At 39.4% G+C, this 25,285-nt stretch carries 24 protein-coding genes; 13 read left to right on the plus strand and 11 right to left on the minus strand.

The window, feature by feature from the left end:
• The first annotated feature begins 4 nt into the window (after positions 1 to 4).
• The 4 genes from hutG (at position 5) to murI (ending at position 4,567) form a co-directional block, all read left to right on the plus strand.
• Positions 5 to 925, plus strand: coding sequence for a formimidoylglutamase (gene hutG, locus G9371_RS06780; RefSeq protein WP_029424057.1), 921 nt, complete (start codon positions 5 to 7; stop codon positions 923 to 925).
• Positions 926 to 1,178: 253 nt separating this feature from the next.
• Positions 1,179 to 3,005 (plus strand): DUF885 domain-containing protein, encoded by a 1,827-nt coding sequence (locus G9371_RS06785; RefSeq protein ID WP_029424058.1) that lies wholly within the window; start codon positions 1,179 to 1,181, stop codon positions 3,003 to 3,005.
• 99 nt (positions 3,006 to 3,104) lie between these two features.
• A complete protein-coding gene (locus G9371_RS06790; protein ID WP_029424059.1) occupies positions 3,105 to 3,743 on the plus strand; it encodes an HAD family hydrolase in 639 nt (212 codons plus the stop codon).
• Positions 3,744 to 3,766: 23 nt separating this feature from the next.
• Positions 3,767 to 4,567 carry a glutamate racemase gene (gene murI / locus G9371_RS06795; protein ID WP_029424060.1) on the plus strand — a complete coding sequence of 267 codons (801 nt, stop codon included), beginning with the start codon at positions 3,767 to 3,769 and terminating at the stop codon, positions 4,565 to 4,567.
• 85 nt (positions 4,568 to 4,652) lie between these two features.
• On the opposite strand, the gene glmS is transcribed toward murI, so the two are convergent.
• From glmS to G9371_RS06835, 8 genes are all read right to left on the minus strand, one after another.
• Positions 4,653 to 6,491 carry a glutamine--fructose-6-phosphate transaminase (isomerizing) gene (glmS, locus tag G9371_RS06800; protein WP_029424061.1) on the minus strand — a complete coding sequence of 613 codons (1,839 nt, stop codon included), beginning with the start codon at positions 6,489 to 6,491 and terminating at the stop codon, positions 4,653 to 4,655.
• 12 nt (positions 6,492 to 6,503) lie between these two features.
• Entirely contained in the window at positions 6,504 to 7,868 is a 1,365-nt protein-coding gene (glmU, locus tag G9371_RS06805; RefSeq protein ID WP_029424062.1) for a bifunctional UDP-N-acetylglucosamine diphosphorylase/glucosamine-1-phosphate N-acetyltransferase GlmU, read from the minus strand.
• A gap of 16 nt (positions 7,869 to 7,884) precedes the next feature.
• Positions 7,885 to 8,400 carry a phosphatidylglycerophosphatase A gene (locus G9371_RS06810; RefSeq protein ID WP_000380675.1) on the minus strand — a complete coding sequence of 172 codons (516 nt, stop codon included), beginning with the start codon at positions 8,398 to 8,400 and terminating at the stop codon, positions 7,885 to 7,887.
• Complete coding sequence (thiL, locus tag G9371_RS06815; protein ID WP_005109237.1) at positions 8,378 to 9,295, minus strand: thiamine-phosphate kinase; 918 nt, start codon at positions 9,293 to 9,295, stop codon at positions 8,378 to 8,380. The genes G9371_RS06810 and thiL overlap by 23 nt, the downstream gene beginning before the upstream one ends.
• A gap of 15 nt (positions 9,296 to 9,310) precedes the next feature.
• Positions 9,311 to 9,760: a transcription antitermination factor NusB gene (nusB, locus tag G9371_RS06820; RefSeq protein ID WP_000084188.1), complete on the minus strand. Its 450-nt coding sequence runs from the start codon at positions 9,758 to 9,760 to the stop codon at positions 9,311 to 9,313.
• Between the two features lie 3 nt (positions 9,761 to 9,763).
• Positions 9,764 to 10,234, minus strand: coding sequence for a 6,7-dimethyl-8-ribityllumazine synthase (gene ribE, locus G9371_RS06825; RefSeq protein WP_001007829.1), 471 nt, complete (start codon positions 10,232 to 10,234; stop codon positions 9,764 to 9,766).
• 11 nt (positions 10,235 to 10,245) lie between these two features.
• Positions 10,246 to 11,367, minus strand: coding sequence for a bifunctional 3,4-dihydroxy-2-butanone-4-phosphate synthase/GTP cyclohydrolase II (gene ribBA, locus G9371_RS06830; RefSeq protein ID WP_001131392.1), 1,122 nt, complete (start codon positions 11,365 to 11,367; stop codon positions 10,246 to 10,248).
• A 239-nt stretch (positions 11,368 to 11,606) separates the two neighbouring features.
• Positions 11,607 to 12,914: a hypothetical protein gene (locus tag G9371_RS06835; protein WP_002000748.1), complete on the minus strand. Its 1,308-nt coding sequence runs from the start codon at positions 12,912 to 12,914 to the stop codon at positions 11,607 to 11,609.
• Positions 12,915 to 12,973: 59 nt separating this feature from the next.
• Here G9371_RS06835 and serB point away from each other — a divergent pair, with 59 nt between their 5' ends.
• The 3 genes from serB to G9371_RS06850 all read left to right on the plus strand — a co-directional run bounded on the left by serB (position 12,974) and on the right by G9371_RS06850 (position 15,675).
• Entirely contained in the window at positions 12,974 to 14,197 is a 1,224-nt protein-coding gene (serB, locus tag G9371_RS06840) for a phosphoserine phosphatase SerB (protein ID WP_001206799.1), read from the plus strand.
• Between the two features lie 409 nt (positions 14,198 to 14,606).
• Positions 14,607 to 14,942: a ciprofloxacin tolerance protein AciT gene (gene aciT, locus G9371_RS06845; RefSeq protein ID WP_000255593.1), complete on the plus strand. Its 336-nt coding sequence runs from the start codon at positions 14,607 to 14,609 to the stop codon at positions 14,940 to 14,942.
• Positions 14,943 to 15,195: 253 nt separating this feature from the next.
• Positions 15,196 to 15,675, plus strand: coding sequence for a hypothetical protein (locus G9371_RS06850; protein WP_000778126.1), 480 nt, complete (start codon positions 15,196 to 15,198; stop codon positions 15,673 to 15,675).
• A 39-nt stretch (positions 15,676 to 15,714) separates the two neighbouring features.
• On the opposite strand, the gene dtd is transcribed toward G9371_RS06850, so the two are convergent.
• Complete coding sequence (dtd, locus tag G9371_RS06855) at positions 15,715 to 16,158, minus strand: D-aminoacyl-tRNA deacylase (protein ID WP_029424063.1); 444 nt, start codon at positions 16,156 to 16,158, stop codon at positions 15,715 to 15,717.
• Between the two features lie 168 nt (positions 16,159 to 16,326).
• Between dtd and pncB the strand changes: the two genes are divergently transcribed.
• The 5 genes from pncB to G9371_RS06880 all read left to right on the plus strand — a co-directional run bounded on the left by pncB (position 16,327) and on the right by G9371_RS06880 (position 21,585).
• Positions 16,327 to 17,541 (plus strand): nicotinate phosphoribosyltransferase, encoded by a 1,215-nt coding sequence (gene pncB, locus G9371_RS06860; protein ID WP_000074561.1) that lies wholly within the window; start codon positions 16,327 to 16,329, stop codon positions 17,539 to 17,541.
• A gap of 150 nt (positions 17,542 to 17,691) precedes the next feature.
• Positions 17,692 to 18,540, plus strand: a complete 849-nt coding sequence (locus G9371_RS06865; protein ID WP_002057484.1) for a sulfurtransferase — start codon at positions 17,692 to 17,694, stop codon at positions 18,538 to 18,540.
• Positions 18,537 to 19,388 carry an archaetidylserine decarboxylase gene (asd, locus tag G9371_RS06870; protein WP_002062283.1) on the plus strand — a complete coding sequence of 284 codons (852 nt, stop codon included), beginning with the start codon at positions 18,537 to 18,539 and terminating at the stop codon, positions 19,386 to 19,388. The genes G9371_RS06865 and asd overlap by 4 nt, the downstream gene beginning before the upstream one ends.
• Before the next feature lie 426 nt (positions 19,389 to 19,814).
• Entirely contained in the window at positions 19,815 to 21,035 is a 1,221-nt protein-coding gene (locus G9371_RS06875; protein WP_000921706.1) for an acetamidase/formamidase family protein, read from the plus strand.
• Between the two features lie 130 nt (positions 21,036 to 21,165).
• Positions 21,166 to 21,585: a hypothetical protein gene (locus tag G9371_RS06880; protein ID WP_001191147.1), complete on the plus strand. Its 420-nt coding sequence runs from the start codon at positions 21,166 to 21,168 to the stop codon at positions 21,583 to 21,585.
• Between the two features lie 70 nt (positions 21,586 to 21,655).
• Here the strand turns inward: G9371_RS06880 and G9371_RS06885 are convergent, their stop codons facing one another.
• Positions 21,656 to 22,414 carry an AcfC family putative adhesin gene (locus G9371_RS06885; RefSeq protein ID WP_029424064.1) on the minus strand — a complete coding sequence of 253 codons (759 nt, stop codon included), beginning with the start codon at positions 22,412 to 22,414 and terminating at the stop codon, positions 21,656 to 21,658.
• 237 nt (positions 22,415 to 22,651) lie between these two features.
• Here G9371_RS06885 and G9371_RS06890 point away from each other — a divergent pair, with 237 nt between their 5' ends.
• Positions 22,652 to 23,848: an alpha/beta fold hydrolase gene (locus G9371_RS06890; protein WP_029424065.1), complete on the plus strand. Its 1,197-nt coding sequence runs from the start codon at positions 22,652 to 22,654 to the stop codon at positions 23,846 to 23,848.
• A 69-nt stretch (positions 23,849 to 23,917) separates the two neighbouring features.
• Here G9371_RS06890 and phoR read toward each other — a convergent pair whose 3' ends face one another.
• Entirely contained in the window at positions 23,918 to 25,276 is a 1,359-nt protein-coding gene (phoR, locus tag G9371_RS06895) for a phosphate regulon sensor histidine kinase PhoR (protein ID WP_000273191.1), read from the minus strand.
• Positions 25,277 to 25,285 lie beyond the last annotated feature (9 nt).

Below are 25,285 nucleotides of genomic sequence, written 5' to 3' on the forward strand. Positions count from 1 at the left end.
TCACATGAATCACACATTTAAATGGCAAGGCCGACATGATGGCGAGGGTGAGGCACATCAACGTATTCACCATATTGTGAATACCACCCAACATGCTGAATTTGCCCTGATTGGTTTTAGCTCTGATGAAGGCGTAAAACGTAATAAAGGCCGAGTTGGTGCTGCCGACGCACCAGATGCGATTCGTACCCAACTGGCTAACTTACCAATTCATCGTCCAGTCAGTATTGTCGATTTGGGGACGGTGACCTGTGAATATGGCAATTTAGAGCAAGCACAAAGCGAATTAGCTGAACAAGTCGCAGATAGCCTAGAACATGGCTTAAAACCTGTTGTATTGGGCGGTGGACATGAAGTTGCATTTGGCAGCTTTAGCGGTCTGTTCCAATATGTACAAGCCCACGCGTCAGATAAAAAAATCGGCATTATTAATTTCGATGCCCATTTTGATTTGCGTGAAGCAGAGCATGCCACCTCTGGAACACCTTTTTTACAGGCAGCTCGACTTTCAGAACAGCATCAAAAACAATTTAATTATTTATGTATTGGGGTTGCCAACCATGCCAATACTAAAATTTTGTTTGATACTGCCGATGCGCTGAATTGTTCATATTTACGTGATCATGAGGTTAATATTTTTAACCTAAACAACGTGCTTGCAGCGGTTGATGCTTTTATTGAAAAAGTAGACTGTTTGTACGTTACGATTGATCTAGATGTATTCGCGGCTGCGGTTGCACCGGGAGTCAGTGCACCTGCTGTAAAAGGAATTGATTTAGCGACTTTTGAAGCGATTTTTAAGCATATTCAAGAGTCTGGCAAAATCAAACTTCTAGATATTGCTGAGTGCAATCCAAAATTTGATTTAGATAATCGAACAGCAAAACTGGCTGCCTATATTGTTTATCAATATTTGTTTTCTTGAGAAACAATTTTTAATGTAGAAATGAAAAGTGCACTGAGATCGCTCATGTGCGCTTTTTTTTGACTTTCTGGTAAATTAAAGTCAAATATGGAATATAGATAGCAACTATAATTAATTTAATTAAAAAGAAAATTAATTTATAAAATCATTTAGTTAAAAAAATACTCGATTTTTACACTATTTTATATGCTGCTTGGCACGTAATTTGTTTTGTCTTTATTTTAAAATTCGTTAAATATGTTTGGATAATTAAATGAAAAACAGAACCTTACATTTTGCTTGTATCAGTGTTTTATTTTGGATGTCTCATTCTTCTAATACTGCAACCCCCGAAATAAATACAAATACTATCGAAAAATCACAATCTAAACAAAAGAGTGATGTCTCTGTTCGGGTGAAAGCTTTAAACCAACTTTTACAGGAACAGTGGGAATATACTTTGAAAAATAACCCTGAAACTGCAACGACTTTAGGCGATTTACGCTACAACGATCGATGGACCGAGTTTTCAAAAAATCAGATTGAGAAAGATAAAAAAACTACGCAAAATTTTTTAAAACGTTTTGAAGCAATTGATAGCACAGGGTTTTCAGCAACTGATCAATTAAATAAAGATTTAATGATTTATCAGTTGAAAGAAACACTTAAAAATTATGATTTGAAATTGTATGAAATGCCTTTTAATCAAATGTGGGGGCTACATTTACAATTTCCGGGATTTATTAGTTCGATTCCATTTAATAATGCTAAGCAATATCAAGACTATATTGCTCGTTTAAAACAAATTCCTCTTATTCTTGAGCAAGGTATTCAGTTAGCGAAACAAGGACAAAAAGACGGCTTGATGCCACCCAAATATTTAATTGAAAAGGTGGCAAAGCAGATTAATAGCATTGCAACTCCCGCAGGGAAGGACAGTGTTTATGCCTCTCCATTAAAGCAATTTCCAAAAAATATTTCGAAAGCAGAACAAGAGCGTTTAAGCCGTGAAATACTACAGGCCATAGATCAGAATGTTCGGCCTGCTTATCAAAAACTCGGGACGTTTATTGAAAAAGATTACTTGCCCCATGGACGACAACACGAGGGTATATGGAGCTTGCCAAACGGTGACGAGCTCTATCGCTTTTATGTAGAAAATAATACGACAACCTCGGAAAGCCCTGAAAACATTCATCAGCTCGGGTTAAAAGAAGTTGCTCGTATAGAAGCGGAAATGCTGAAAATTGCCAAAGCACAAGGTTTTAATGACTTAAAAAGTTTCCAACAATCCTTAAAAACAAATCCTGCGGTTTTCGCAAAATCTCGTGAAGAAATTTTAGAGATTTATCGAGGATATATTGCCCAAATGCAACCAGAGTTGCCAAAGCTCTTTGGTTTGTTACCCAAAAATAAAGTCGAAGTTTTGCCTGTAGAGCAATATCGCGAAAAAGAAGCGGCAGGTGCGGAGTATCATCAAGGAACGCCTGATGGTTCACGGCCGGGACAAGTATATGTAAATACTGGTGACTTCTCTGAACGTTCCAAAATATCAATGGAAGCGACCGCTTACCATGAGGCAATTCCCGGCCACCATATGCAGATTGATATTGCCCAAAACCTGCCAAATTTGCCGATGTTCCGAAAGCAACCCAATCATACCGCTTATATTGAAGGATGGGCACTTTACGCAGAGCAACTGGGTAAAGATGTTGGTTTCTATAAAGACCCGCTTTCAGATTATGGAAGACTATCGAGTGAGTTGTTCCGTGCTTGTCGTTTAGTGGTTGACACTGGCGTGCATTATAAAAAATGGACCCGTCAGCAAATGATTGATTTTATGCGTGAACACTCAGCTTTAGATGAACCAGATATTCAGGCAGAGACTGATCGATATATTGCTATTCCTGCCCAAGCATTAGCATATAAGATGGGCCAACTGAAAATTTTAGAGCTACGGGAGCTAGCCAAACAGGAGCTTGGAGAGCGTTTTGATATCAAAGCGTTCCATGACATGGTTTTAAATGCAGGAACCTTGCCTTTAAATATACTCGATGCCCGTATTAAAAATTGGATTAAGGAACAAAAAGCGGCAGCTTAAAATAAAATCCGAAATTTAGGTCAGGTCCTCGTTGGGCCTGATTTAAAAACCGATAGAAAACAGAATATAATAAGAAAAAATATATTTTCGAAACTAGAAATGGAAAAAAACCTAAAAGAATATCAGGCTATTATTTTTGATTTAGATGGCACTTTAGCCGACTCCTTTCATTTTTTTCTAAGCGTTTTAAATCAACTTTCCGCAAAGTATAAATTTAAATCGGTAAGCCTTCACGAAGTCGATTACTACAAACAACTTACGCCTAGAGAAATTATGAAAGAGATGAATGTTTCTAGGTGGAAACTGCCTTGGATTGTGAAAGACTTTATTCGGTTAATGAAAGAAAGAGATGAAGAAATTCATTTGTTTGAGGGTATGCGGGACCACTTAATTGAACTGCATAAGCGGGGTTATACGCTCGCAATTATTACTTCAAACTCTAAAGAAAACTGTCAAAATGTACTGGGTAAAGAACTCTGTGAGCTTTTTAGCCATATTGATGGTGGCTCGTCTATATTTGGCAAAGCGAAGCGAATAAAGCGTGTTCTCAACATTTTGGATGTAAATAAAAACCAAGCCATTTATGTCGGCGACCAAACGACTGATGGCGAAGCTGCACATAAAGCAGGCATTGATTTTGCTGCGGTAGGTTGGGGTTATACATCGGCCGAAAAATTAAAAACCATTCAGCCCAAAGTCGTGCTCACAGACTTGGCAACCATGAAAGAATTTTTCTAAACACATGAAATACAGGATAAAGCATGAATAACAATAACAACCCGATTGGAATGATTGACTCTGGTTTAGGCGGGTTGTCTCTCTTTAAGCATATTCGGGAGGCGCTTCCAAATGAAGATATTATCTATTTCGCCGACTCGAAATATGTCCCTTATGGAGACAGAGAAAGCGACTGGATTGTTTCACGAACCACGCATCTAATTTCAAACCTAGTTGCTCAGGGCAAATGCAAAGCGATCGTGATTGCTTGTAACACCATGACGGCTGTTGCGGTTGAAACGATTAGAGCGCAAATTAATGTGCCACTTATTGCGATAGAACCAGCGGTAAAACCCGCTGTGGCAATGACTGTGAGCAAGCATATTGCGGTTTTGGCAACTGCCACCACGGTGAAGGGCAAAAACTTAAAAAGTTTAATTGAAACGTATGCGCAAGATATTAAAGTGTCTTTAGTGCCGTGTATTGGCTTAGCCGAAAAAATTGAAACGGGCAAAGCACATACCGCGGAAGTTAAAGATTATTTAAAAAATATTTTGGCGCCGTTGGTCGAGCAAAAAGTCGATACGATTATTTTAGGATGCACACACTATCCATTTGTTTCAGACACGATTCAGGAAATTGTAGGTCGTGATATTCAAATTATTGAGCCTTCGGAAGCTGTAACGGCACAATTAATTCGTCAGCTCAATCAATATCATTTAAGTTCTGAAAGTCCAAATGAAGGAAATCATATTATTTGGACCAGTTCAGACCCGTTGGAAGTTGCGGATGTTACTTTTTCTTTGTTATCTGAGAAATTGTCTGTAAAAGCTGTAGAGCTATAAAAAGCCCAATAGGCAATTAATGCATATCGGGCTTAATAAATCAGTTATTAAAGCAGGTGATGCCTTAATAGTGATCTTTTTTGAATTACTCTACAGTTACTGACTTCGCCAAGTTACGTGGCTGGTCAACGTCTGTACCACGTAATACAGCAACGTGATAAGACAATAACTGAACTGGTACGCTATAAATGATTGGTGCAAGCCATTCGTTTACTGCTGGAATATGAACGACATGTTGACGGTCTTTTTCGACTACACCGCTATTTTCATCAGCAAAAACGAATAATTCACCGCCACGCGCCTGAACTTCTTCCATATTCGACTTAAGCTTATCAAGCATTTCATCATTTGGCGCAAGAATCACGATTGGCATTTCAGTATCAACAAGGGCCAATGGGCCATGTTTTAACTCACCAGCCGCATAACCTTCTGCGTGAATATATGAAATTTCTTTAAGCTTTAAAGCACCTTCCAATGCGATTGGATAGTGTGTGCCACGACCTAAGAATAAACAGTGCTGCTTTTCAACGAACAATTCTGACAAGCGCAAAATTTCAGCATCTTGCTTAAGTGTATCAAGAATCACTTTCGGGCTATGCCACAATTCACGAGCAAGCTCTTCAATCATCACATTGCTAATACGTTGTTTCACTTGACCAATTTTCAAGATTAACAACATTAATGCAGCAAGCTGAGTCGTGAACGCTTTTGTTGATGCAACACCAATCTCTGGGCCTGCAAGTGTCAATAAGTGGTGATCAGTTTCACGCACCATTGAAGACGTTGCGACGTTACAGATCGTTAAAGTCTGAATGTCGATATTATTTGCTTTAGCACGTTTTTGAGTTTCACGTAGTGCAGCTAAGGTATCCGCTGTTTCACCTGATTGTGAAATACAGATGTAAAGTGTATTTTCCACAATCACTGGTGAGCGATAACGGAATTCACTCGCAATCTCAACTTGGCAAGGCACACCAATCAATTGCTCAAACCAATATTTAGCGATCATTCCTGAGTGATAACTTGTACCACACGCAATGATTTGTACGTTTTGAAGTTTACTGAAATCTGCATCAGCATCTTTCAAGAAATCATCACGTAAATTGTTGCCATCAAGCGCTTGAGAAATTGTTTGTTTGATTGCTTCAGGTTGCTCATAAATTTCTTTGAGCATGTAGTGTTTATATTCACCTTTTGAAGCGCTGCTTACAGTTGCATCAAGTTCTTTAACTGGGCGTTCAACACGTTCACCTTTTACAAATACTTCAATTGTAGTACGAGTAAGACGGGCAATATCGCCTTCTTCTAAGTAAATGAAACGGTTCGTTACTGGTAAAAGGGCCAATTGGTCTGAACTGATAAAGTTCTCGCCAATACCCACACCAATTACAAGTGGTGAACCTTCACGTACAGTAATGAGTTCATCTGGGTAATCGCTGTGAATAATACCTAACGCATAGGCACCTTTAAGCTGAGGAACTACAGATTCTACTGCTTCAAGTAAACTATCAGTATTTTTTAGAGCTTCTGCAACTAAATGGGCTACCACTTCAGTATCTGTTTGAGAAGTAAATACATATCCTAAAGCTTGAAGGTCATCTTTAAGCTCTTGATAGTTCTCGATAATACCGTTGTGAACGACTGCTACCTTGCCTGACATGTGCGGGTGAGCATTATTTTCGGTCGGTTTACCGTGTGTTGCCCAACGGGTATGAGCAATACCGATTGTCCCCGTGAGTTGTTGATCAGCAACGGCATCTTCAAGATTGATTACCTTACCAACACGACGCTCACGTAAAATCTGTTGCTTGTTCAGTAAAGCAACACCAGCCGAATCATAACCACGATATTCAAGACGTTTTAAACCTTCAATTAAAATCTCGGTTACACAACGTTCTGCAACGCCTCCGACGATACCACACATATTTCAATCCTCTTATTTTTTAAGCTTTTGGGGACGTTGATAATTTGCTTTAGAAATTTGTTGAGCACGCTCAAAGGAGAGACTTTGTTCAGCCACATCTTTCGTAATCACAGAACCCGCACCGACTGTTGCTCCATTACCAATAGTCACAGGCGCAACCAGCGAGCTATTAGAACCGATAAAAACTGCATCGCCAATAGTGGTTTTGTGTTTATTTGCACCATCATAATTGCAGGTGATTGTACCTGCCCCAATATTTGATTCAGCACCGATCTCGGCATCACCTAAATAGGTGAAATGGTTAGCTTTACTGCCTAGACCGATCGTTGTATTTTTGACTTCAACAAAGTTGCCAATATGTACTTCGTTTGCTAATTTAGCACCTGGACGTAAGCGTGCGAATGGACCAATTTGGGTATTTTCCCCAACAACCGCTCCATCGAAAACGCTGTACGCTTGGACTTTAGTACCCGCTGCAATGGTTGTATTTTTTAAGATACAGCCAGCACCGATTTCGACAAAGTCACCGAGTTCACAGTCGCCTTCAATAATGACATTCACATCAATACGGACATCATGACCAACTTTTACTGTACCACGTAAATCAAAACGTGCAGGATCAGCAAAAGTTACGCCTTGCTGCATAAGTTCTTTTGCTTGTTGCTTCTGAAATTCACGCTCAAGTGCTGCAAGTTGTAGGCGGTCATTTACACCTTCAACTTCAAATGCGAGCTCTGGTTGAATTGAGGCGATTTCTAGACCATCAGCAACAGCCATCGCAACGATATCAGTTAAATAGTATTCGCCTTGTGCATTTTCATTTGAAAGCTTAGGCAACCACTCATGCAGTTTTGCATTGCTGACACAGTAAATACCTGTGTTGATTTCTTGAATTTGACGCTGAGCTTCGGTTGCGTCTTTATGTTCAACAATCGCTTGGATTTTACCGTCTTGGCGGACAATACGGCCATAACCTGTTGGGTTATCGACATGTAAAGTAATCATGCCAATACCGGTTTTATTTGATGCTTCAATCAGTTGTTCAAGTGTTGTTTGACGGACTAAAGGAACATCACCGTATAAAATTAATGAAATGCCGTCTTTAGGAAGTACCGGTAAAGTCATCTGTACAGCATGACCGGTCCCTAACTGTTCTGCTTGTTCAACCCACTGAATATTTTCTTGTGCGAATGTCTTTTTTACGTGATCGCCACCATGTCCATAAATGGTAATGATGTTTTTTGCTAATAGTTGTTTTGCTGTTTTAATAACATGTCCTAGTAGCGGGCGACCAGCTAAAGGTTGTAGTACTTTAGGGAGCTGAGAACGCATTCGCGTTCCTTTGCCTGCAGCAAGAATAATGACAGTAGTTGACATGAATAACTCGAATGATTTAACTCAAATGGATAATAATTAGTGTACAAAGAGCAGCCCATACACCGGCAATAATATCGTCAAGCATAATACCAAAACCACCGTGTACTTGGCGATCAATGACGCGTATAGGCCAAGGTTTCCAAACATCGAAAATTCGAAATAATATAAATCCTGTAATTACCCAAATCCAATTTATTTGTTGTAAATAGAGCAGGGGAATAAAGGTAATAGATTGACCTGCAAATTCATCCCACACAATTCGACCATCATCGTGTACGTTGATTACTTTTGCAGTTTGACCGCAAATATAAATACCCACCACTGACATGATGAGAATAGCGATTAAACTTAAAGTAAATCCGAGAGATAACCAGATGGGAACAAAAAGTAAGGCAAAAGCAGAGCCAAAAGTACCAGGTGCTTTAGGAGCAAGACCAGATCCAAAACCAACCCCACAGAAAACGATGCAGCGGTTGAACCAAGACATGTCTTTAAAATGAATCGGCGGTTTATGCAAAGTGTTGGTATCCATGAATTTGCAATGGGTAATCTGAACCCAAATGCTCAAAAGTTAGTTTTGTTTGCTCAACGATCTGTCCAATCATTGTAATCTTAACGTCTAGTTGTTTTTGCAAAAGTTTTTCATAATTTTGCGGTGTTATTGTAAAACATAATTCGTAGTCATCACCACCTGCCAATGCATATTGCCAACGTTGTTGTTCTTCTAGTTGTTGCAGTACAGGATCAACAGGTAATTTTTCTAGGATGAGTCGTGCTCCAACCGTGGATGCTTTTAAAATATGTCCTAAATCTTGAGCTAAACCATCTGACACATCGATCATGCTAGAGGCGAGCCCTTTTAGCTCTTCTCCAAGCTTACAACGTGGCGTCGGATAGTCCAGTCTTTGTTGTAGGGAATGTCCTAAATGCTGAAGCCCATAAGCAGCATCACCAATCTGCCCACTTACACAAACATAATCACCGACCTTAGCGCCTGAACGTAATACAGCTTTTCCTGTTTCAATCCAGCCCATGGCTGTGACGGTAATGGTAAGGTGCGGACCTTGAGTGGTATCTCCGCCAATTAAGGCAACTCCAAATTGATTACAACAGTCATAGATTCCCTGACTAAATCCTTCAAGCCACTCATGGTCAACTTGAGGCAAGCTGATCGCAAGTAAAATACTATGTGGTTTGGCACCCATTGCAGCAATATCAGACAGATTTACGGCAACACTTTTCCAGCCAATCGCATGGGGCGAGGTTTCAAGAGGGAAGTGACGTCCAGCAACAAGTGTATCGGCACAGATCACCAGTTGTTGATTTGGAGGGGGGGTAATTAAGGCTGAGTCATCACCAATACCAAGCGCAACGTCAGGATGTGACTGACGATTAAAGTATTGATCAATAATTGAGAACTCAGCCATAGAACATCAAGCCTATTATTTTGCTTGTTGTTTTTCTGCGCTACGCAGTGTCGAACTTAAACGGTCTAATACACCATTGATGTATTTATGACTGTCTGCTCCGCCAAAATGCTTCGCAAGTTCGATTGCTTCATCAAGTACCACACGATATGGAATTTCTAGATGATCACGTAACTCGTAAGCACCTAAACGCAAGGTTGCGAGCTCTACACCATCTAGCGCGTCAATTTCACGGTCAAGTACCGGAATAAGTAACGCATCAAGGTCTTCGTGCTGAGCGATAACTTGAGTAAGTAGTTCGTGATAATAGTTTAAGTCAACCTTATGCATGGCATTTTCAGCACGTGTACGCGCTTCAATTTCATGTACAGGGTTGTGACTCATTTGCCACTCATAAATACCTTGTACAGCAAAACGACGTGCTTTACGTTTTGCTGCATAAGCGGCTTGCAGTGTTTGAGACATGCTTTAAATTGCCTTTAATAAATTAACCATTTCAATTGCAGTTAAAGCAGCTTCGCTACCTTTGTTTCCTGCTTTTGTACCTGAGCGTTCGATTGCTTGCTCGATGCTGTCAGTAGTTAATACACCATTGATAACAGGCAAGCTGCTTTCTAACGCAACTACACCTAAACCTTTCGCACATTCACCAGCAACAAAGTCAAAGTGAGGTGTGCTACCACGAATGACTGCACCGAGTGCAATGATGGCATCAAACTGGTTTGATGTAGCTAATTTTTTAGCAACGATCGGTAGTTCCCATGCGCCTGGAGCGTGAATAACAGTAATGTTATCTTCATTTACGCCATGACGTTTTAACGTGTCGATCGCGCCTTCTAATAAATGTTCAACAACAAAACTGTTGAAACGACCCACTAAAATCGCATAACGACCTTCGCTTGCGAGATGTAATAAACCTTCAATACGGCGAATTGCCATAGCAACCTCGATTATTTCGTTGTGATTTGATCAGCAGTGACATATTCCACTACTTCTAAATTAAAGCCAGATAAGGCATTGAAACGCAATGGTGAGCTAAGAAGCTTCATTTTTTCAACACCTAAATCACGCAAAATTTGAGCACCAACACCAATGGTTTGATATTGATGTGAAAGTGCTGCATTGGATTTCACCGGTTTTGGCTTAGTTAAATCATCCAACGCTGGTCCCAAGTCTTGCAAATGATCTTGTCCGATCCAGACTAAAACGCCGCGGTCACTTGCTGCAATCGTTTGTAGCGCACGGTCTAGATTCCAAGCCGGTTCACCGTCAGCTTTATTTAGCTTAAGCAAATCGCGAACAGGACTAAAACCATGTACACGTACCGTTGTAACACCTTCTTTTGGCTCACCTTTGACTAAAGCCAAGTGAATGTCAGGGTTACCTATCTCACGATAGCGATAGAGCTCAAATGAACCATATTCTGTTTGAATCGTTCTTTGATCCAAACGTTCTACAGTTTGCTCATTGGTCATACGGTAGTGGATTAGGTCGGCAATTGTACCAATTTTTAGGCCATGCTTCTCAGCAAAAATTTCTAAATCTGCGCGGCGTGCCATTGTGCCATCTTCTTTGATGATTTCACAAATGACAGATGCAGGCTCAAGACCTGCCAGTCGTGCTAAATCACAACCTGCCTCGGTATGACCTGCACGGTGTAATACACCACCTGGCTGTGCCATGAGTGGGAAAATATGACCCGGTTGTACAATATCGGTTGGTTTGGCATGTGCTGCCACAGCAGCTTGAATCGTGTGAGCACGTTCTGCTGCCGAAATACCTGTGGTAATACCTTCAGCTGCTTCGATAGATAACGTAAAGTTAGTACCATGCTGGGCACCGTTCTGGTCAACCATCAGCGGGAGGTTTAATTGTTTACAACGTTCACGGCTTAAAGTTAAGCAAACTAAACCGCGTGCATGTGTAATCATGAAGTTAATATCTTCAGGGCGTACATGCGTTGCTGCGATGACAAGGTCACCTTCATTTTCACGGTCTTCGTCATCCATTAAGATGACCATTTTGCCTGCACGGATATCGGCGACAAGTTCTTCAACACGACTCAGCGGCATTTGCTTTCACCTTTTTTTGTCGTAAGACAATTTCTATTGAATAAATTTCGCATAGTTTACGCTGTTTATAGAATTTTGCCTATGATTCTGATTTATCCAAATTTACGACTCAACATCATAGAACCGGATTTATTTAGATAAATAAATCATAAAGAAATAAAATTATTTAAAATAAATACCATAAATTTAGATAAAAAAACCTAGCCGGATGGCTAGGTTTAAATGCGCGCAATAAATTTTTAAGATGCTGCACTACTCGGGCTGTCATTTTGAGGAATTGATTTTTTACCCATCAAAATTTCAGTTCGAATATTTTGTGCAAGCTCTGCACATTCAGCATTCATACCATTGATCATAAATGCATGACGAGTCATGACATTACTTGGGTTAGGCATTGCAACAAGCTGATAGCTGTCTTGAATTGCTTTAAGCTGTTCATTATCAAGGTAGAGTGCAGATTCTTTCGCATGAAGATGTTGCGCTAAACGTTGAGCAGCTTCTTTGGCATCAATTTGCATTGCTTCTACGGCATTACACACGGCACTGCGAGTTTGTAGTGCAAAGCGTTTATCTTCACGGTAACGCTTATATAAAACATCTGAAAGCAATTGAAAAACCGTACCTACCATAAGTAGACACTCTACAGCGTGTGGATGTGAAGTCGAAATGGCAAGTGTTGCGCCCTCTGCATGAAACTCATCTACAACATCAATATCAGTTGCTTTCAAATGATAATGCTTTGTACATAGCTCAATACTCTTATTTAAAAAGAGCTGACAAAGTTTAAAGTACGGTACAGAAACAGACTGGTTAACACTACTTAATAATTGTTTAGGGTCATAAAATTGAATATTAAGTGCCAAGGTATTTTGGTCTGTAGACTCTAAGCTTTTTTCTGGTTGCGAGCGAACAATTGGTTTAGCTTTAGCTTGCTGCTGAGCTTGGGCTACCAAGGTCACTGTATTTTGTTTTTCAAGCGCGAGAGCTTGAGTTAACTCTTGAATTTCATGTTTTAAACGGTTTTCTTCATTAATACGAGCTAAGTATTCGCTACGCGTTGGGCGAGCGATGGCACGGTAAGCAAGCCATAATAAAACATGTAAGAACAGTGAGGCTAAAATCGCAAGCCATTGGGTACGAAGAATTTCCCCAATACTTGGTTGAATTAGTGTGATTTCAATAGAACCGACTTTTTTCTCGTTTTGAAGCGCATCACGAACAAAAATTTCACCTTGGCGAGTTTTTGACATGCCGCTTGTTGCCAAAACTTGTTTATTGGCGTCAAGAATACGGATAGATGCCACACTTGGATTGGTCGCATAGCGATTGGCAATCAGAGCTAAAGAGACCGTATTGGCAGGTTCAAGCTCAGATAAGCTGTCTGCAACGAGTTGACTGGTCATGAGCTGACCTTGACTCGCACGGTTTTCATTGAGCTGGTGTGTCGTTGCAATCACCAATAAAAAGGTATGCAATGCAAAACTAATGATCAGTAGGCTAGCAAATAGCCCTTGTCTAGGCGCAATCAAGTTAAACTTCCAAGGCAATTATATTGAAATTCGATTATGATTCTTACAATAGTTGTCACTCAGACTAGAGTCAATTCATGCGAGAAATCATTCTTATATCCTTTTTAGGACCGGACCAACCAAACCAGTTTACCCGATTAATGCAAGTACTATCCGTACATTCATTGCAAATACTGGATGTAGGTCAGGCTGTTATTCATAATCAACTGACATTGGGCATTGTGGTCGCCTCTGAAAATGAAACCGCGACCGCGTTGGCAATGAAAGAGATTTTGATTTTAGCACATGATATTGGCTTAACAGTGCGCTTTAAACCTATCTCGGGTGCAGAATACGATCAATGGGTCAGCGAAGGTGGACGAACTCGTTATATCGTCACGGCTTTAGCACCGGAACTCACTGCTGCACATTTACAAGCCGTTACACAAATTGTGTCTAGCCAAGGCTTTAACATCGAAACTGTAACTCGTTTATCAGGTCGTGTAGATCTTGAAAAAGATAGCACATTGCCTCGCCGTGCTTGTGTACAGTTTGGTTTAAGCAGTGGTCCGACTTTAGATGCTCAAGCTATGCGTGCAGCTTGTTTGCTTCTTTCAAGCGAATTAAATATTGATGTGGCTGTTCAGGAAGATAACGCTTATCGACGTAACCGCCGTTTAGTCTGCTTCGATATGGATTCAACTTTAATTGAACAAGAAGTAATTGATGAATTGGCGCTTGAAGCAGGGGTGGGCGAGCAAGTTGCTGAAATTACTGAAAGAGCGATGCAAGGTGAGTTGGACTTCCAGCAAAGTTTCCGTGCGCGGGTTGCTTTACTCAAAGGTCTTGATGCATCAGTTTTACCTAAAATTGCAGAGCGATTGACGATCACTGAAGGTGCCGAGCGCCTCATTTCGACTTTAAAAGCCCTTGGATATAAAACGGCAATTTTATCTGGTGGCTTCCAATATTTTGCTGAATATTTACAAGCTAAATTAGGCATTGATGAAGTTCACGCTAACGTTTTAGATGTACAAGATGGCGTTGTGACTGGTGAAGTAAAAGGTGTAATTGTTGATGGTGCCCGTAAAGCAGAGTTGCTGCGTGAGCTGGCGAACAAACTCGGTATTTCACTAGAGCAAGCGATGGCTGTTGGCGATGGCGCAAATGATTTACCGATGCTTGCGATTGCAGGACTTGGCGTAGCATATCGTGCTAAACCACTGGTGCGTCAAAATGCAAATCAGGCGATTTCAAGCGTTGGTCTGGATGGAGTACTGTATTTACTCGGTATGCATGATAAAGATTTAAGCCGTGCTTAAATAATAGTGAACAATCATTAAGCGCTGCTCAAGAGTAGCGCTTTTTTTATGCAGAATAGTCATAAAAACAAGCAAGTTATGACAAAATTATGCACAGAAAAAAGGCAATAAAAAAAACTGAAAAAAACTTATTTTGAGGCAAAAAAACAGCATAGTTTTTTGTAATGACACGCCAGAATTGATGCCATATAGGAAGTAGAACTTTTTTAAATTTACAAAAATGTAATGACAAAAGAATGTTGCGACAAAGTATGTCGCATCGACAAATAACAGGTCTTTTTTTCTAAAAAAAAACATCCATAATGCTTTCTAAGCTTCAACACAAATCATGAATTAAAGTTGTTTTTGGAATGAGGTCTGGTGTTCAGACCGAATGTTTTTAGACGTTTTCATTAAGACGGAGGTTTCTATGGTAACAGCGAATTTTGCCGCTATCGCCGGACTCAGCTTAATTGCTGTCGCGCTTGTTGCTGTGTTCTTTTCTCCTTACCGTCGTTGGCTTGGTTTTATGCTTGCAGGGATGTTTTTTTGGGGGCTATTGGAAGTGGTCCGTTTTGGAGTTCAAGTCACTTTTGAAATGCCAGTCACATATAGTTATTTAACTGCACTAAGTCTAGCGATGGTAATGGTTACATTTGTTTTATTACGTGAGGATAAACAGGCACAGAAGGCTTTGGCAAATCGCCAATATATAGAACACACGCCAGTATATGAAGATGATCAGCAGCAATGTTCTAGCCGATAATTCAATTGTTATCTAACGGTAAAAAGGTATGCACAGCATGCCTTTTTTATTTACGAAAACATGATTTTTATTATACAAAGCATTTATTAAAAAATAGCCAGTTATGCTACGATAGACTGGTCTGTTGACGTTTCATATATAGATTGCGTTGCCAATTAGAATATCATCAGTCGATGCACGAAACAGGCAATGGTGAGTCCTTGCTGAGTTTTGCCCCAAGGTTTTCATAAAAATACAATAGGCGTGAATGTTCATGAAACTTTCTTCTATACCTGTAGTCAAGTTACCACTTGTTGATGTCAGTACAGACCCGTTAGATTTATTGGTAGCAGGTTTGGCGCTGCGTATGAAACAGTTGGCACGTACAAGTCCTAAGTTTATTGAGCTAGTGCATGACCGCGCATTCCGCATTCAAATTGGTACTGATTTAGGTGTGGCTCGCCAAATTATTATTAATCATGGTCACATCGATACAGTTGCTGGATCACCTGAAAAAGCTGACTTTATTTTGCAGTTTGCAGATAGTGAACAAGGTGTAAAAACTTTACTCAAAGGTGACCCAACAGCATTTATGACGGGTATGCAAGACGGTAGCATTAAAATGGAAGGTGATTTCAGCTTGCTCGTTTGGTTTAATCAAGCAGCTAAATTGATTCCACCAAAATTACCAAAACCAGTAAAAGATAAAGTACGTCAAGCACGGGCTTTTATTAAAGAAAAAACTGGTCGTTAAGATCTAACAAAAAACTCCCGTTCGGGAGTTTTTTTATATCTATGCTTCAACTTCCAGATTGAAAGTGACTGGTCCATCATTAATCAAATGAACTTTCATATCCGCAGCAAAAATACCTGTTTGAACATTTTCAAACTGTGAACGAGTATATTCTACTAACTGTTCATATAGTGCTTTTGCGTCGCTAGGTGGCATGGCCGGACCAAAGTCTGGACGTAGTCCTTTTTGCGTTTGAGCCATTAAAGTGAACTGTGAAACAAGCAGGATTCCGCCATTCACCTGAGATACATTCCAGCCCATTTTGCCTTGCTCATCATCAAAAATACGATATTTCAAAATCTTGTCGATGAGCTTTTGTCCGGTGGCGAGCGTGTCGTCTCGACCGATTCCTAAAAAAATCAATAAGCCATGCTGGATTTCACCGGTCGTTTCACCGTCTACTACTACTTTAGCTTCAAGAACTCGTTGTATTAAAGCGCGCATTGTTAGAGAAAGTTTCTGCAATTAATTGAGTGGATGCAGTTTAGCAGAAATTAAATTAAATGATTTTTAAAAGGAAATTTCATGGAACTGCAACAATGGTATAAAAGCTCGCAATTCATCTAGAAAAATATGCTTTAATGCTAAGAAGCAAGCGAATAATCATTGACTATGTCTCCAATTATCCATTCTTTACTTGATACAGACTTGTACAAATTTACGATGCTACAAGTGGTTTTGCATAAATTCCCGCAAACACATAGCGTCTATCATTTTCGTTGCAGAAATTTAGAAGATACGGTCTATCCATTAGTGGATATTTTGGATGATTTAAACGAGCAACTCGACCATTTATGTAATCTCAAATATAAAGAAGACGAACTACAATATTTAAGAAAATTACGATTTATTAAAAGCGACTTTGTCGATTATTTAGAATTATTTCAACTCAAACGCCGTTTTATTCATGCGAGTATAGATGAAGAAGGTCGATTAGATATCCGTATTGAAGGGCCAATGGTTCAAGCCATGATGTTTGAGATTTTTGTTTTAGCCATTGTAAATGAATTATATTTTAGCCGAATTAAAACAGATGAAGTCTGGGCTGAAGGCGAGCGTCGTTTACAAGCAAAACTTGAATTAATTCAGCAATACGAAAAATCTCAACAACCGAATGATCCACCATTTTTAGTTTCTGATTTTGGTACCCGCCGTCGTTATAGTTTTGAATGGCAAAAACATGTAGTTGCTGCATTCCATAACACTGTGCCAAATGTGTTCCGTGGTACAAGTAACGTCTTGCTTGCCAAAGAGTTAAATATTACGCCAATTGGAACCATGGCCCACGAATTCCTACAAGCGTTTCAGGCGCTTGATGTTCGCTTACGTGACTTTCAAAAAGCTGCTTTAGAAACATGGGTTCAAGAATATCGCGGAGACTTAGGAATTGCTTTAACTGACGTTGTTGGTATGGACGCTTTCTTAAGAGATTTTGACTTGTATTTTGCCAAATTATTTGATGGCTTACGTCATGACAGTGGTGATCCGTACGAGTGGGGTGATAAAGCGTATGCACACTATCGTAAATTAAAAATTGATACCAAAACCAAAATGTTGACCTTTAGTGATGGCCTTAATTTACCAAAGGCTTGGGAGCTACATCAATATTTCAAAGACCGTTTCCAGGTGAGTTTCGGTATTGGTACTAATTTGACCAATGACATGGGCCAAACACCGCTCAATATTGTATTGAAACTGGTTGAGTGTAATGGCCAGTCTGTTGCTAAAATTTCGGACAGCCCTGGCAAAACCATGACTGATAACGATACATTCTTGGCCTATTTACGTCAGGTTTTCCAAATCGAAGAGCTGGATGAAGCAATTTAATTACAATAGAGCTTAAGCGCTTGGCAGCCACTTAAGACTTGAGAATTTTAATATCTGATTTTCTGCTAAACACTAGCAGAAAATCAGAGTTTGATAGATATAAGCTTATGCTAAGATGAAATTAAGCTGGTATAAAAAGTAACCATGACAATGACACTCCCTGATTTTAAACTCGATTTATTAATAGAAGCAGAAGAGTTAGTGCCTTATTTAGGCAATGAATATATCCGTATTGTAGATTTGAGCCGTGCATCAGTTTATGAGCAGCTCCATGTTCCGCATGCTATTCACTTACAGCCTAAATGGTTAGTTGCTCAACATGAAGAAGCAACAGGTGTTTTACCGGATGAAGCAGGTTTACAAGCGTTAATTGAAAAATTGAATATTTCACCAAATCACCACGTGGTGGTCTATGATGATGAAGGTGGAGCATGGGCAGGGCGTTTAATCTGGAATCTCCATTGCTTAGGTTTTACCCGTACAAGTTTAATTAATGGCGGAATTCATGCATGGCTTGGTGCAGGTTTACTCACCACAGCCGAGGTTGAAGAATTACCTCGAGTTGATAACTTAATTCAGATCGATTTATCACATGCTGCTCAGTTCCGAGTGAACTATGAAGAACTACGCAAACAAGTTGAGCAAGAAAGTGTGCAATTGTGGGATTGCCGGACGAGTGATGAATATAGTGGCGTCCGTTTAGCAGCGCGACGCGGTGGTCACATTCCAAATGCCCTCCATTTTGAATGGAGTACTGCACTTAATCGTCAAAATCATCTAAAATTGCATCCGCTTGAACGCACGCGGCAGCGTCTTGAACAACTTGGGTTCGATTTAAAACAACCTGTAGTCGTATACTGCCAGTCACATCACCGTTCTGGTTTGGCTTATATTCTGGCTAGACTTTTAGGTTGGGAAGCAAAAGCCTATGATGGTGCGTGGAGTGAATGGGGCAATCGCCTCGATAGTCCTATTATTACTGGAGAATCACCGTCGTGAGTTTCACATCTCGATTAAAAAAAGAATTATTTATTAAGGCACAAAATCTTGTACCACAGCATCAATTGAGCCGTGTGGTAGGTAAAGTTGCTGCGAGTGAAAATCCAGTTGTGAAAAACGCTGTTATTCATGCGTTTAAAGCTAAATATGGGATTGATTTATCGATTGCTGAACAAGGCAATGCACTGAAATATAAATCTTTTAATGACTTTTTTACCCGTGCATTAAAAGAAGGTGTACGTCTGATTGACGAAAATGCAGATAGCATTGTGTCACCAGCGGACGGCGCAATTTCTCAAATTGGTAAAATTACTGCAGGTGAAGTCTTTCAAGCAAAAGGTCAAAGTTTCTCTGTAGAGAAACTCATTGGCGATCCACAACTGGCTCAGCCATTCCAAGACGGTGAGTTCGCGACAGTTTATTTATCACCGCGTGATTACCATCGTGTTCATATGCCGTTTGCAGGGACATTAACAGAAACGTTATATGTGCCAGGCGAGCTATTTTCGGTAAATCAGGTCACTGCTGAAAATGTACCGGGATTATTTGCTCGTAATGAACGTATGGTGTGTTTGTTTGATACTGAACTTGGCCGTATGGCTGTTGTTCTAGTAGGTGCGATGATTGTTGCTGGTATTGAAACTGTGGCAACAGGCAAGGTAAAACCTTCAGGCCGTATCGAATTACAACATCATCAGTTAAAGCTAGAGAAAGGTGCTGAGCTTGGACGTTTTTATTTAGGTTCTACAGCTGTTATTTTATTTGAAAAAGATAAGATCGAATGGGAGCAACGTTTTAAAGCCGAGTCCGTTGTTGTTATGGGCGAGCGCATGGGGCATACAATTTAGTCTTCTATAGAGCTCGTATAAAAAGCAAACCCTGAGTTTAATTATTCAGGGTTTATTTTTTGATTTAAATTATATAAAAGTAAAATATATAACTATGTGTTTATCTATATTATATGGAAATATAATTATTGTTAAGTGATCTGAAATAGCACGTTATAGAAGCTAGCCTATAAATATGTGTCTGAAAAGAGCAAAAATATTAATATGATTGAAAATTAATAAATAAAAAGAGAAAGGAATATTTAAGTTAGTTTTAAGTCGTAATTTTACTTTTATTTGAAGATAAGTAATTAAATACAAAAAATTTATTTAATTTTATAAATACGAGGTGCTTTTTAGATATTGCACAGCCTTTAGCCTTGGCACAATGCTTGCTAACTACTCAGGACCTTACTGTAATTTTCATATTTTTTAGGTTCTGAAATCATGTTAAAAGTTAAATGTCTGACAGCTTCGGTTTTATCTGTACTTTGTATTTCACTCACTCATGCCAATGATTTTAAAGTTTTAAATCAAATTTCAAAACAACCTACTCAACTTCAAACTGGGGAATATAAAGGGAATTATTATGTTCCATCTACTTTAAATACCATTACATGGGGCTATTTACCAAATCGAGATGCTAAACCCGTGCTTACTGTTCCGTCGGGTAGTGTTGTGACATTTGATACGGTTTCTCATGAAGGTTTGCTTGAAGACCAAGGGCGTAATGCTGAAAAGTTCTTTCAATCGAAAGGTGTCAAATCTAATGAAATCTTGGAAGATGCAAAAACAATTACGCAGTCAAATTTAAAGCATGATTTTCATAAAGATGGGCCGCATATTGTGACAGGCCCTGTTGCAATTGAAGGCGCACAGCCCGGTGATATTTTGAAAGTTGAGGTACTTAAAGTTGAGCCGCGTGTTCCTTACGGTGTGATTTCAAGTCGACATGGTAAAGGTGCTTTAGTAGGGGAGTTTCCTAAAAAAGCAAAGCAAGAAAATGCATCGGCTGAGCATCCTGAACGTTATGGAAATGTATCGATTTTCACTCCAATTGAAAAAAACGCTAAAGGTGAATACGAAGGAGTATTAAAAACAGAATCTGGTAAATCAATACGTTTTCCGCTGTATCCTTTTATGGGAATTATGGGGGTAGCAGCCAATACGTCTGAGCCTGTTCACTCTGTACCACCTGCAATGTATGGCGGAAATATTGATATTAATGAACTAGGTGCAGGTTCAACTGCGTATTATCCTGTTCAGGTTAAAGGTGCATTATTCTATACGGGTGATAGTCATTTCGCGCAAGGCGATGGGGAAGTGGCATTAACGGCACTAGAAGCTTCAGCCCGCGCCACGCTGAAATTTACCTTACTCAAAGCAGGTAAGGACAAAATACCGGGCAAAGAGCTAAAACAACCTTTAGCTGAAAATGCTGAGTTTTGGATTACACCAGGACTTGATGAAGATCTTGATGAAGCGATGAAGAAATCTACACGTGAAGCCATTCGTTTCTTAAACCAAGAATACGGTATTGATGAAGCGACAGCGTATGCCTATTTAAGTGCCGCGACTGATTTTGAAGTTTCACAAGTAGTAGATAAAACCAAAGGGATCCATGCAAAAATCAGAAAAGCTGATTTTAAAGAGTTTGAGAGTAAATAATTGGGATGACCTAAGCTTGGTATTTAAAATATTAAATACCAAGTTAATTTTATTTTAACTATTTATAAGTTTTATATATTTTATAATTAAGTATAATAAATCTCACATATATTGATTAGTATAAAATCTAATGCAATCACTTCCAAACGTTCTACTATATCTTGCTGCTTTATTAACATTGTGTGCCGCATTACTTCATTTTGTTTGTGTGTTCTGGGGAGCAAATGGTTTTCGGTTTTTAGGGGCTGGGAAAAGTATTGTCCAGATGGTTGAAAGAGGACACTGGTATCCTAATTTTACAGCTATAACTGTGGGCTTAATTCTGACTGTATGTTCTATGTATGCCTTCTTTGCAGCAAAGGGAATACAGGTATTACCTTTTACAAAAATTATTTTGTCGCTTGTTGCAGCAGTGTTTCTTATCCGTGGTTTTGCTTTTCCATGGTTAAAGTCAAAATTTGTCGGTAATAGTGATTTATTTTGGTATGTCAGCTCAGCCTTTTGTTTAATATTGGGCGCTTTATATGCCGCAGGCGTATATTTAATTTGAAATGAATATATTCTAGGTGAACTAGAGTGAATAATTTTAAAAATAAAAGGGAGCTGCGCTCCCTTTTTAATTATTTAGTCCAACCATATTTTTTGAAAATAGTATTGCCCTGCTGTGAAGATAGAAACTCTACAAAACGTTTAGTCTCAGTGTCTTTTAAACTATGTTTAGTCAATGCTACACCTGTGTCGCGATAGACAACTAGCTCCGGTTCGATGGGAATAATTTGTCCAACATCTGGGTTACTGATTCCCCAAATATTAAAGACTAACCAAGCATCATAGCTGCTATTTTCTTCCCAGTTTTTCTTGGCAATACCTGTGTTGGCTGCATAGGTGGCAATATTCTTTCGAAAAGCTTTTGTTAATTGAATATTTCCGGTTCTGCCAGCAATATCTTCCCACATACCGACTTGACCTGCACCATGTGTAACTAAAACCTTAACGCCAGATTTAGCTAGGTCTTTAAATCCTTTAATATTTTTAGGATTTCCTTTGCGTACTAAAATGGCTGCGGGGCGTAAATATAAAGGTTCCACCGAATCTTTTATAATTTGCTCAGAAAAAGCATTTTCAAAATCAGACATCATGGCTTCGGAACCACTATAGATAATATCTGCATCTAGTTTCGCTTTTTCAGACCATTGAGCAGTAGGACCAGAATTCACATGAACAGCTATGCTGGTTTTATTGGTGAATTGTTTGGCGGCTTCTTTCATGGCGGGTGCTGGGCCACCCGGACCATATACTTGTACGTCTGCAAAGCTATGGATGGATAGAGAACCGAGAATAAGAAAAATCAGGTAGGGTATAAATTTTTGTTTTGACATTTTAATCGCTATAGTAATTAAGAAAATATCAGCATATATTTTTTATCATTGAAATTGGATTAATTTTTGCAACTATATTTATACTGGATATTTTTAAAATATAGTTTTATTAAATTTCAATGATTATATTTCAATATATTTTTGACCGAATATAAATATAGATAATTTTATGGTAATTTATATTTTATAAATTGATTATTTAAATAGATGTAATGTAAATAATAGAGGAGTAATCCCTTGATTAGAAAAAGTAATTCTTTATTAAAAATTTTATTTAGCAGTATTTGTTTGATATCTGGTTCTGCTATGGCTGCTCCAATTACAGATTTGAGTAAGCAAATTGTGAGTGAAAAACCGGGCTCAATACTTTCTATAGCGCAACAAGATGTGACGGATTTATTTCCTCATGCAGATCAGCGCTTATTAGTAAATTATCGTAGTCGAGGTGTGAATAACGAGCCTATCGTTGCCTCAGCGTTTATTTTATTACCGAAAGGAACACCACCAAAAAATGGCTGGCCCGTACTAGCTTGGGCGCATGGTACAACAGGAGTAGCCGATACTTGTGCACCTTCGGGTGATTATGCCAGTGGACCAGTTCATTCATATCAGGAAGTTGCTTCAAAAGCGTTAGATGGTTGGCTTGCACGAGGCTATGCAGTAGTCGCACCTGATTATCAAGGTCTGGGTACTTTAGGTGCACATCCTTATATGAATGCAAAGAGCCAATTGCATACAGTAGTAGATGCAGTGCGGGCGTTACATATACTTAAGCCAAAAGATTTTAATCAACAGTGGTTGGTGATGGGACATAGCCAAGGAGGTGCTGCTGCTATTACCGTGGCGGCTTATGGTCAAAAAGATGCTCCCGAACTCGATCTAAAAGGGGCAATTGCTCTTGCGCCAGGCGGCTATCAATATGAAGGCATTGCAGAATATGTGTTGAGTCATCCAAACCCAGAACCAAGTGTGACAGCATTTTTCCCGATTGTATTATTGGGAGCGCAAGCAGCAGAGCCAAGTATTATTCCTGAGAATTTAGTCAGTCCAGAAATGGGCAATGTGCTGACTCAAGCACGTAGCCGCTGTTTATCTGAACTTCAATCTGATTTGAAGAAATCTCCTTCTAGCATATTTCGACCTAATGCAGATTTAAAACCTCTTTTGTCTTATTTAAAACAGCAGTCTATTGAAAATATGGTGCCGACTGTACCGTTAATGATTGTTCAGGGTTCTAAAGATCATTTAGTTGACCCTAGAGGAACATATGCTTATTACCAACAGCTATGTAAATTAAAAAAACCAACCATTTATCAAACGATTGATGGTGGAGATCATCGCGATGCACTACGTCAGAGTCATACTTTTGCTACTGACTTTTTAAATGTCATAGAGAAAAATCAGACAAAATCGTATTGCTCGAATTTTAAATAAATGGGTTTAAATGCTACAAGAAAGCCGACTTTTCATAAGTCGGCTTTTTATATTTGAAGAAAGATGATTTTAAGTCATGTTATAGAGTCTTTCTTTTGGAAAAACTGCGGTAAAAGTTGAACCTTCATTTTCTTTAGATTGCACGTCTAAGTAGGCGCCGTGTTGCATGAGTACGTGTTTTACAATCGCTAAGCCTAAACCTGTTCCACCGGTTTGACGACTACGGTCGCTGTCCACGCGGTAGAAGCGTTCAGTCAGACGCGGTAAATGTTTAGGGTTAATGCCGATACCGGTATCTTGTACGCTAAAGTAAGCATGCTCACCGTCATCGTGCCAGCCAATGGTAATGGTTCCGCCTTTTGGTGTGTACTTAATGGCATTGGTAATTAAATTACTAAATGCGCTGGCAATTTCCATGTCTGAACCGATGAGGTCACAGTGGCTATCAATATGTAAATTGAGTGTATGCCCATAATCGGCATTGTAGGCCTGAGCATCATCAAATAATTGATTCATTAAGCTCGGCATTTCAATAATCTGATTTTTTGCGATTTTCTTATTATTTTCTAAATTTGATAACAGTAGTAAATCATTAACCAACGCATTCATACGTTTGGTTTGAGATTGCATCTGGTCAAATGCACGTTTCCAGCGCGGGTTAATATCTTCTTGGTCGGTAAATGTTTCGATATAACCACTCAGTACGGTTAATGGTGTGCGCAGTTCATGCGAAATATTATCGACAAAGTCTTTACGCATTTGCTCAAGATTATGCATACGAGTTACATCGTATGCCACAAGTAAGCGACTTTCCCCACCAAATCGTGTGAGCTTAACCTGTACATAACGGTCATCATCAAGATTTGAGTGAAGCTTAATCCCATCGGGTGCCTGATCAATATTGTTAAAATATTCAATAAAAGTTGGCTGGCGCAAAATGGTTAGTAAGTTGCGACCACGGTCAAGTGGACTAATTCCTAGTAAACGCTCTGCGGCTGGGTTCCACCATTCAATTTGATGTTGATCATCAATCAAGACTACCGCTTCGGCAAGTGCAACTAATGAAGATTGAGCGCGGTCAATAAGTCCTACCATTTCCGCTTGAACAATACGTTCTTGGCGCTGGGCACGATAAACGTTAAATAATAATGCCCCCCAAATTCCGTTGAGGTTCGGAGGGACATCGTATGGATTATTGGCAATCCAGTCATTGACCAAATATAAAGAACGCAACTGAAGTGTAAAAAACACCACAAAGGCAATAAAAATACAGCTCCAGAAATACCCAATTCCTAAACCGACTAAACCTGCAATAATCAGGAAAAATAATAAAAGTCGTAAATCTTGTTTAGCAAACGTCCATAAACTACTGTAGCGGGAAAGCTTTTGTTCACGTACCTGTTCGGGGACGGGGTAGGGTTCATACATAAATTTTGG

Origin of the sequence: Acinetobacter sp. EKM10A, from assembly GCF_011075215.1 — a bacterium.
GTDB lineage: Bacteria > Pseudomonadota > Gammaproteobacteria > Pseudomonadales > Moraxellaceae > Acinetobacter > Acinetobacter baumannii.

Bases quoted from the DNA above. Each gene is read 5' to 3' on its own strand.
- hutG (WP_029424057.1), top strand. From the start codon at position 5: ATGAATCACACATTTAAATGGCAAGGCCGACATGATGGCGAGGGTGAG.
- nusB (WP_000084188.1), bottom strand. From the start codon at position 9,760: ATGTCTCAAACACTGCAAGCCGCTTATGCAGCAAAACGTAAAGCACGT.
- glmU (WP_029424062.1), bottom strand. From the start codon at position 7,868: ATGTCAACTACTGTCATTATTCTTGCTGCAGGCAAAGGAACGCGAATG.
- ribBA (WP_001131392.1), bottom strand. From the start codon at position 11,367: ATGCCGCTGAGTCGTGTTGAAGAACTTGTCGCCGATATCCGTGCAGGC.
- glmS (WP_029424061.1), bottom strand. From the start codon at position 6,491: ATGTGTGGTATCGTCGGAGGCGTTGCAGAACGTTGTGTAACCGAGATT.
- G9371_RS06865 (WP_002057484.1), top strand. From the start codon at position 17,692: ATGACACTCCCTGATTTTAAACTCGATTTATTAATAGAAGCAGAAGAG.
- G9371_RS06880 (WP_001191147.1), top strand. From the start codon at position 21,166: ATGCAATCACTTCCAAACGTTCTACTATATCTTGCTGCTTTATTAACA.
- G9371_RS06790 (WP_029424059.1), top strand. From the start codon at position 3,105: ATGGAAAAAAACCTAAAAGAATATCAGGCTATTATTTTTGATTTAGAT.
- G9371_RS06850 (WP_000778126.1), top strand. From the start codon at position 15,196: ATGAAACTTTCTTCTATACCTGTAGTCAAGTTACCACTTGTTGATGTC.
- thiL (WP_005109237.1), bottom strand. From the start codon at position 9,295: ATGGCTGAGTTCTCAATTATTGATCAATACTTTAATCGTCAGTCACAT.
- G9371_RS06885 (WP_029424064.1), bottom strand. From the start codon at position 22,414: ATGTCAAAACAAAAATTTATACCCTACCTGATTTTTCTTATTCTCGGT.
- phoR (WP_000273191.1), bottom strand. From the start codon at position 25,276: ATGTATGAACCCTACCCCGTCCCCGAACAGGTACGTGAACAAAAGCTT.
- G9371_RS06810 (WP_000380675.1), bottom strand. From the start codon at position 8,400: ATGGATACCAACACTTTGCATAAACCGCCGATTCATTTTAAAGACATG.
- murI (WP_029424060.1), top strand. From the start codon at position 3,767: ATGAATAACAATAACAACCCGATTGGAATGATTGACTCTGGTTTAGGC.
- serB (WP_001206799.1), top strand. From the start codon at position 12,974: ATGCGAGAAATCATTCTTATATCCTTTTTAGGACCGGACCAACCAAAC.
- ribE (WP_001007829.1), bottom strand. From the start codon at position 10,234: ATGGCAATTCGCCGTATTGAAGGTTTATTACATCTCGCAAGCGAAGGT.
- dtd (WP_029424063.1), bottom strand. From the start codon at position 16,158: ATGCGCGCTTTAATACAACGAGTTCTTGAAGCTAAAGTAGTAGTAGAC.
- pncB (WP_000074561.1), top strand. From the start codon at position 16,327: ATGTCTCCAATTATCCATTCTTTACTTGATACAGACTTGTACAAATTT.
- G9371_RS06785 (WP_029424058.1), top strand. From the start codon at position 1,179: ATGAAAAACAGAACCTTACATTTTGCTTGTATCAGTGTTTTATTTTGG.
- aciT (WP_000255593.1), top strand. From the start codon at position 14,607: ATGGTAACAGCGAATTTTGCCGCTATCGCCGGACTCAGCTTAATTGCT.
- G9371_RS06875 (WP_000921706.1), top strand. From the start codon at position 19,815: ATGTTAAAAGTTAAATGTCTGACAGCTTCGGTTTTATCTGTACTTTGT.